This is a genomic window from Vibrio sp. 10N.247.310.17 (assembly GCF_041466605.1).
Classification (GTDB): domain Bacteria; phylum Pseudomonadota; class Gammaproteobacteria; order Enterobacterales; family Vibrionaceae; genus Vibrio; species Vibrio tasmaniensis_A.
Map to the genome: position 1 here is coordinate 1 of NZ_JBFSTC010000142.1, position 7,631 is coordinate 7,631.

Here is a 7,631-nt window from a genome sequence, read left to right on the forward strand (position 1 = left end):
CGGAAGGTGGAGTGTCGGTGGGTGTGGCTCAGTATGTTCCAGAACTAAATGCGGCGGTCGGTTACTTGCAAAACAACCGTAACATGAACATGAAAATCGCAATTTCAGTTAAACCACAGAACCCTACAGTGCATTTGGTGATTGGCCACAAGAGTAATGTAGAGAAAGAATATCCACTGTATCGGATCTCACAGACCTTTGTACTACTCATCTAATGAACAGTTAGGAGCGTTATATGTTGTTGTCTTGGTTTAGCGACGACTACCAAGACCATAACCGATTAATACCATCCAATCGAATAACAAGGGAGATTCAGCCCTGTATCGTTGTAATGACTAAACAAGAGGATTACATGAAAAAAGCACTTTTACTAATAGCTTTATTGGCAAGCCCTACGCTCGCATCTCAATTGACAGAAGTATTTACCGATAAATCTGATTGTTCGGTTAAACAAGTAGGTTATGTGCTAAAAGACAATCCAGTTGTTTTTTCTGGCGAACATTGGCGCGGAAAATTTTTCTCCGGATGTAATGCTTTTATCCCCAAGAAAGAGTTCGATAAGGATTTCTCTATTTGCTATCTAACAGGTGTAAGTGTTAAAGCAATAGGTAGCTGTAGGTTTGGCGAGAATACTAATGATGACGGTGTTAAAGGCTACATATTTGAATTTGATGATCAGGGTTCTACATCTTGTAGATTTACATGTGTGAAGCTGTAATGGGGAAAATAGATGCTTCAATCACACCAAAAAATGCAATGTTTGATGTCCCTTATTTTATCTTTGTTCGGCTTTGGAATTGCGCTGACCATGATAGTTTTAGACGTCAACACAGCAGCGAGAATAGCAGGTGTAATAGCGGCTTTCTTTAGTGGTTGGGGCTATACCTCTGCTTTGATTCATTATTAGGCTACTTAAGGCTTAATGTGGGATTACTTCGCAGTGTTAGGGATCTGTTTAATTCCATTCGGTGCATAATTGCAGTCGTTAACTATCGCATTATGCGTGAAGACACCAACTAGAGGGAAAGTTGTCGCATGAAAACAAGTCAGATTTTGGAATTGCTAAGAAAGGCATCACCAACATTACAAGTCAAGATTCAATATAAAAAGTATGGTGCACTACCAATTGGTAAAGTCTACCATGAACCGCCAAGAACCTTCCTCCAAGAAGCAAAAGAGGAAGGGGTATACTCTAATGTTAAAGGGCTATTAGAGCGTCTTGAAAGCATTGATGCCACTGTTCCTTTTGATGCGGATTTAATTTCTGGTGATGATTGGAATTTCCAAGAAGTACAAAGTGTGCTTGAAAGCGAAGGAAAAGTCCTTATTCAAATTTCAGATCCAGTTTTTGATTAAGGGGAAAAATATTATCCACGCCGAGGCTCTGACAGAGAAGATCACCATGGACTTTCAGGTTGTGGATGAGCTTTGTCTGAAGTATTTTCAGAAGTCGATATCGTCATTTCTCCCAAGGAACAACACAACATTGGCAGATGAATCGTAACTTTTTATCGCCTCAATATACAACAAAGCTTAAAGATCTTTCTCAGATCATGTGTTGAGTTATTTATTTCAGATTTGTGTGTGGTCAACTTTCGTGAGGTACGAGCGAATAGTTGTCCATCGCCCAAATCAGACACAGGAACGCCAAAAGCGTTCCCCGTCAGTCATTTAGTATAAAGGATTCGGATAGTTATCCACTTATCCACAGGCCTAATTATCCTAATATGAACCTAATATGAACCTAATAGATCCAAATTGATCCTTGATCGCCTCAAAGCCTTGTCAGTATTGGCTTTATGCATGATCAGGGTGTAGCCTAAACCGTGATAGGTGTATCATAAACTGCATCGGGTGTAGCATGAACTGTAGACGGTGTATCATAGACTGTGTATGGTGTAGCATGAACTGCAAATTATGTTAGTAACTAAATTTGGATATTATCTATGGAAAACAAACTCTTATCGGTGATTAGTGATGGTCTGGTAATATCTGATACACATACTATCCAGCCCAATATATTAATCCGTACAGCCTTATTTACGCCTATTGCTAAGAACAGTAATAAAAGTGATGATCTTACTGTTGTAAAGCATAATGTAAGCGACGAGTTCAGAGATATATCCCTGTACAAACGTGAAGGATACGAATACGCATCTCTCAAAGGTGAAAGACTCAATGTACGAACAGACTTCAAAGTTTGGTGTGGGGTTGTCTTTGCTTTTTCAAAGTATGGTTATGATTCCGACAGAATAACAATGAAGCTCTCTGAATTTACAAAGTTTTGTGGATTCAGTACGCAGATGTTAAACACGAAGTTTCGTAAGCGTATCAAAGAGTCACTAGAGCGTATTCAGAGTCAAAAGATAAGTATGGCTACGAAAGATGGCTCTAAAGCGACATCAACCTCGTTGCTTAAGAAATTTGTTTATAATATGGATACCGATATTATCATCCTGGAAGGAGATCCTGACCTGTGGGAGCTGTATCGTATTGATCGTCAAATCTTAATTAGTATGCGCACCCTTTCGTCTATCCCAAGAGCTGAAACAGCCCAATGCTTATATTTGTTTTTTGCTTGCCTACCCGAAGACCCTTTCCCTGTATCTTTAAGTCGCATGAGAGATCGTCTTGCTTTGAATATGAGCAATAAGGAGGCTAATAGATCGATTAAATCGGCAATTAAGAGACTAGAATCAATTGGTTACTTACATGGGCAGGAAACGACGTGGCATGGTGAATGGGCTTATAAAATCACCAAGCGAAATAAAGCTTTACCCGAAATAAAGTAGCCAGCTTCCAATTGCCAATTACTATTGTGGTGTAACCATAACTGCACGTTTGGGATCGCTATGTCAGGTGTATCCATTACTGTAGTTTTGGGTTGGAAAATCGTATAACGCATACTGTGCACAAGCAATCTTCTTAAATGGTGTATCCAAAACTGCTTCTTTCCGCTTTCATTCTTCTAAAGGTGTAGCCATTACTGTGTTTTCTGTCTATATATTATAGAAAGGTGTAGCCTCAACTGTATTTAGTGCTATACAACTCATTGTTTCTACCTCTTGGTGTAGTGCAAACTGCATTTTATTTTTGTAGTGATTTACTTTTTAATTTTAAGTTATTGAAATTATTTAGTTAAAATATCGCTGCCTTATTTGTGAATATAGCTATTACACTAGGCGTAACAAAGACTGCTATAGTTATTTACGCTTCAAAAAGCCATTTTAAGCACTACTTGGGTGTAGCGCAGACTGTTTCTAATTCTTAAGTCATTAAAAATAGTGGTGTAGCCTAACCTGCTAATGTTAATGCTTTCCTATCTGTAAGCCGCAGCTAAGCCTAAAAAATATTCAAGAAGCCTTATTCATATCAGATCAATATTTTGGCTCGTTGGAATGTAAAGGCAACGATGAAAGTTAGGTTATATCGATTACACCTACCGCTTTCTTTATTGATCAAAAATATTTGTTGTGTCGATCGCTGGTAAACTTTTGGCAAAACTTACCAATGATTAAGCGAAAGTTTACCACCATTATATCTAGGGCTTTTACGCACACCGGTTACACCGCATCTGTGCTTTGCCTGTTTTCCCCTAACTTTTGCACTGTGGCCAACATAGTCAAATCTGTCTATTCTACTTCCATCATTGCGGCCAACACTGCCAGTCTTTCTTTTGGATCTAATGCTTGGTAGTTTTTAGCCCATCGTTGGGCTTTCAGCGTTGCAAAAACATGTTGCGAAACCAAAATGAATGGCAATAGGTAAATGCAATCAGGGAACTTTTGCTTAGCGTAGGATAATTTACTAATTCCCTCTCTACCCCACCTTCAATGATCACGGGTAGAGCAAAACTGGCTAAAAGAACAGATGAGGGCTAAAATGTCTTTACCAAGATTGTAGCGTGAAGCGCAACGCGCTATAGTATCTACATGATAAAATCATTTAAGCATACTGGTCTGGAAAAGTTCTTTGTTAAAGGGACTGCTGCGGGTATCCAAGCCAAACATATCAAAAAGCTAAGGTTACAGTTAGCTGTAATCAATACCGCAAGTGTTATCGCTGATATCAATAAACCTGGCTGGAGACTACATCAGCTAAACCCAAAGAAAGATGATATTTGGGCTATTGATGTTAACGGCAACTGGCGCGTTACGTTTCAGTTTAGAAATGGAAACGCTTTTATACTCGACTATAGGGACTATCACTAATGATTATGCACAACCCTCCACATCCGGGCGAACTAATCCACGATGTGTACCTTGAACCGTTTAACCTTAGTTCTAGAGCCGTAGCCAAGAACTTGGGTGTAAGTCCATCTACTTTCAACCGCATCGTGAAAGGCCAAAGCTCTATCAGCCCTGAGATGGCACTAAAGCTACAGGTTGTACTGGGCGGAACTCCTGAGAGTTGGTTAGCGATGCAACACCAGTATGATTTATGGAAAGCAAAGCAGACTATTAACCTCAAGGCTGTTAAAACTATAGATTTTGACCAGCTAGCTTTGGCTTAGTCAGATTAGCAAGTGATCATTGGGCTCTGAGCTGCGCTAGAGAAGATATTGCAGAGGCTCGTAGAGTTATAAACATTTTTTTAATCCTAACTACTCCCCCGAATGATCGCTCCAGTCAGACTGGACACTGAACTTAAGTGAATTTTCCATACTTGATTCATTTGCAATAATTGAATTAGTGCGCACCCAAACACAAACCAACCTTTTTGCTAGAGCCCTTAATCATTGTTGCAATGGTTAGGGGCTCTTTTAATAAGTGTCCATTAAGGTTTGAATATGCGTATAGAAATGAAAGTTCAAGGTAAGGAATCTTAATGTTTAATGCGAGACCATCTAGATGGAAAATTTGTTCGGGCCTAACTACTTAGTCAACAAAATAACTTGACACTTCTGCTGTATCGTTTAGTATCAGAGTTAACAACTAATCCTATAGGGTGGCGAGGCTTGACCCCATCTCGTAGGAAGAAAAAGCCGACTTTATGTCGGTTTTTTCGTATCTGAAGGATCGATAAGTACATTGAATACGCGAGTCTACATTGACGGTTACAACCTTTACTACGGATGTTTAAAGAAAAGCCCGTACAAATGGCTAGATTTAAAAGCCTTGTTTGAAAGTCAAATTTTGCCTAGCGTTTATCATGAAAACTCTACGCCTCAACTACTTAATCAGGGAATTAAATTCTTTACAGCAAAAATTGTAGAGAAAGCAGCTCTAGATACCAACTCTACTAAAGACCAAGAAACTTACCATAATGCTCTGCAAAAGCATTTGGGAGATGACTTGTGCTTATATGAGGGGTACTACGCAGTTAACAAAGTTCATGTTTACCAAGTTCAGGGAAATACCCTTCCACGAGACTGTGATAGAGTTGAAATCTGGAAGCTGGAGGAAAAACAGAGTGATGTAAACCTTGCTACTGAAGCTTTATTTGATGTGGTAACACAGCAAGACTTAGAACAAATTGTTTATGTTAGCAACGATACTGATATTGCTGCATCAATGATAAAGGTTCGTGAGTACAATAAAATTCGTGTAATTCAAGGCTGGAGCCAGGTAAGAATCGGTCTTGTTATTCCAACAAAACCTGCCACTGACCCCGATGATGAAGAGACTCGAAGAGCAAACAAAACTTTGTCAGAGCTAGCTGATTGGACTGTTAAACACATTACCAAAGAGTGGTTAGAAAAGTCCCAACTTCCTCATAAAGTTCCTAATGGCCGTAGACCTGCGACTATCCCTACCTCTTGGCATCCTGAATCAGAAATGTTTGCTCTTGTGATGGAAGAACTTGGTAAGGTTCATAGCCTTAGTGAGTCATGGCAATGGTTGGCGACTACTAAACCAAATATAGATGGCTTAATTGACTTAACATTGGTCACACCACTTGATGCTCTGCGCACAACAGAAGGGGCTATAGGCATAGGTATCTACACAAATTGAGCAAAAAACGAACTAGCCAACTCTTTCATCCTGTTGATTTCCTCTGTAGTGTAAGAGTTTAATACCTCACACATTTGCAAGAACACCCAGAGACCTGCAAGTAAGGCTGAATGTGTTACTGGCTTTGAACGCTTCGTCAAACGCCCACTTAATTTCACTAAAAAACTCTTAAATTCATTCGCTTCTTCTGACTTGTCTGAGTAAAGCTTGAAAACGAGCGTGGTCGCAACACTGGCTACAATTAATCGTTTGAGTATCAATTCACCCGTTGTCTGTTGCCACTTCTCAAGCTGATGACCATTCGTTTTCAACAGTTTGAACCAAGACTCAATATTCCAGCGGTGGCAATACCACATTGCTATATCTGTCGCATCAACATCGAAAACATTCGACAATAAATACCACCTTGCCAACTCATTGCCTTTTTCATCGGTCACTAAGCTCATAACAAGGCGACATTCAGGCGCTTGCGATGCCAACTTTTCCGACTTTCTCTGTAACTCAACCTTCGTCTCTCCGACAAAAAGATAACCCTCTCTCCCTCGTATTGAAACGACGCCTTTGATATCTGGATTTAGCTTTCGACCAATTACCTCTGCCGTTTTAAATTGCCCTTCATGACGGAAGGTGGAGGTTTTTTTTGTTCGTGTTAGCCAATTTATAGACCCAAAGCGTCTTAAGTCTTTTGCTGAATCTGCTTCCCTGTCGACAACGTGGACTAAGGGCTTATCTAAGCGCAATTGTTCTTGCCACTGAATGCTTTCAAATAACGAGTCCAGATGGCTTTGTTTTGGTTGAATGTCTTGAGACCGACATTGATAAATTCCTTTATCAGTCAATAAGTTCAGACCTGCTGGAGCAATAGGCTCTCCCGTCTCAGCATCAACGAGTAGAGAGGTTTGTAGCTCATAACCCACATCCATAGCATGAGACATCTGGGTCTTATCAAACTTACTCTGATGTTTAGAAAAATTGATACGACACCAGTCATGTGCCATCAAGACATAGCGACTTTGAGTGTCTTTTACTCCAGTTCTTGCCAGCCCGAGCATCGGACTACTCAGCATAGGGAAGGTCACATTGTCATTGTGGTAAAAGCGCCATGTGGCTTGGGTCGAAGCCCAAGATTGCGTATGGTGCTCTAATGATTTAGCCCCAGGGGCATTAGTCGAATTCACAGTCATATGTTCCATAACAATGGTCTGATAACGTTTAGAGAGTCTTGATTCTAAGAGGCACGGTAAATGATGTTGTTCGAAAAGAGTCATAATCAGTAAAGTGAAAGAATAGTTAACTCTCTTGATCACTGATCCGTGGTTCAGTTCCCTTAATCAAATTAATTGCTCAATATGCGACCAATCTGTGTAGATACCTATGGCTATAGGGGTTTATGATCATGCTAAGGCTTATGTTAAGTACAAAATTAATAAGCAAACTAATCTGGGCTAGCCATATTGATCTTCACCATCAAAACTGGCCACCAAGTTAAGCCTCTTTCCATACTTTTATTTATTCATTGCTACAATGATTAAAGATTGAGCCTCCTAATCATTTAAGTGATTGTCCATTAAGGTGTAACTTTATGGACATTACTCACAATCATCTAATAACTGTTCAGTTAGTCTTTATAATTTAAAGTGAACATGTACACTTGTGTATCAATATCTTTAAGTTCAC

The 7,631-nt window shown here is 39.7% G+C and carries 10 protein-coding genes; 9 read left to right on the forward strand and 1 reads right to left on the reverse strand.

Features of this window, described 5'->3' with window-relative positions:
• The 9 genes from AB6D80_RS23430 to AB6D80_RS23470 form a co-directional block, all read left to right on the forward strand.
• A partial coding sequence (locus AB6D80_RS23430; RefSeq protein ID WP_372125858.1) for a hypothetical protein occupies window positions 1-215 on the forward strand: 215 nt, incomplete at its 5' end.
• A gap of 137 nt (window positions 216-352) precedes the next feature.
• Window positions 353-718 carry a hypothetical protein gene (locus AB6D80_RS23435; protein WP_133153060.1) on the forward strand — a complete coding sequence of 122 codons (366 nt, stop codon included), beginning with the start codon at window positions 353-355 and terminating at the stop codon, window positions 716-718.
• A gap of 12 nt (window positions 719-730) precedes the next feature.
• Window positions 731-907, forward strand: coding sequence for a hypothetical protein (locus AB6D80_RS23440; protein WP_157939777.1), 177 nt, complete (start codon window positions 731-733; stop codon window positions 905-907).
• 128 nt (window positions 908-1,035) lie between these two features.
• Window positions 1,036-1,356, forward strand: a complete 321-nt coding sequence (locus AB6D80_RS23445; protein ID WP_102556541.1) for a hypothetical protein — start codon at window positions 1,036-1,038, stop codon at window positions 1,354-1,356.
• A gap of 83 nt (window positions 1,357-1,439) precedes the next feature.
• Window positions 1,440-1,562: a DUF4113 domain-containing protein gene (locus AB6D80_RS23450; protein ID WP_277870693.1), complete on the forward strand. Its 123-nt coding sequence runs from the start codon at window positions 1,440-1,442 to the stop codon at window positions 1,560-1,562.
• 384 nt (window positions 1,563-1,946) lie between these two features.
• Window positions 1,947-2,792, forward strand: a complete 846-nt coding sequence (locus AB6D80_RS23455; protein ID WP_102556540.1) for a RepB family plasmid replication initiator protein — start codon at window positions 1,947-1,949, stop codon at window positions 2,790-2,792.
• A 1,140-nt stretch (window positions 2,793-3,932) separates the two neighbouring features.
• The gene (locus AB6D80_RS23460; RefSeq protein ID WP_016786836.1) at window positions 3,933-4,211 is read left to right on the forward strand and encodes a type II toxin-antitoxin system RelE/ParE family toxin; all 279 of its coding nucleotides are present in this window, start codon (window positions 3,933-3,935) and stop codon (window positions 4,209-4,211) included.
• Window positions 4,211-4,513 carry a HigA family addiction module antitoxin gene (locus AB6D80_RS23465; protein ID WP_016786835.1) on the forward strand — a complete coding sequence of 101 codons (303 nt, stop codon included), beginning with the start codon at window positions 4,211-4,213 and terminating at the stop codon, window positions 4,511-4,513. Before AB6D80_RS23460 ends, AB6D80_RS23465 begins: the two co-directional genes overlap by 1 nt.
• 517 nt (window positions 4,514-5,030) lie before the next feature.
• Window positions 5,031-5,954, forward strand: coding sequence for an NYN domain-containing protein (locus AB6D80_RS23470; RefSeq protein WP_372189768.1), 924 nt, complete (start codon window positions 5,031-5,033; stop codon window positions 5,952-5,954).
• On the opposite strand, the gene AB6D80_RS23475 is transcribed toward AB6D80_RS23470, so the two are convergent.
• A complete protein-coding gene (locus AB6D80_RS23475) occupies window positions 5,942-7,228 on the reverse strand; it encodes a transposase (RefSeq protein WP_372189770.1) in 1,287 nt (428 codons plus the stop codon). The genes AB6D80_RS23470 and AB6D80_RS23475 overlap by 13 nt on opposite strands.
• Between the last annotated feature and the right edge of the window lie 403 nt (window positions 7,229-7,631).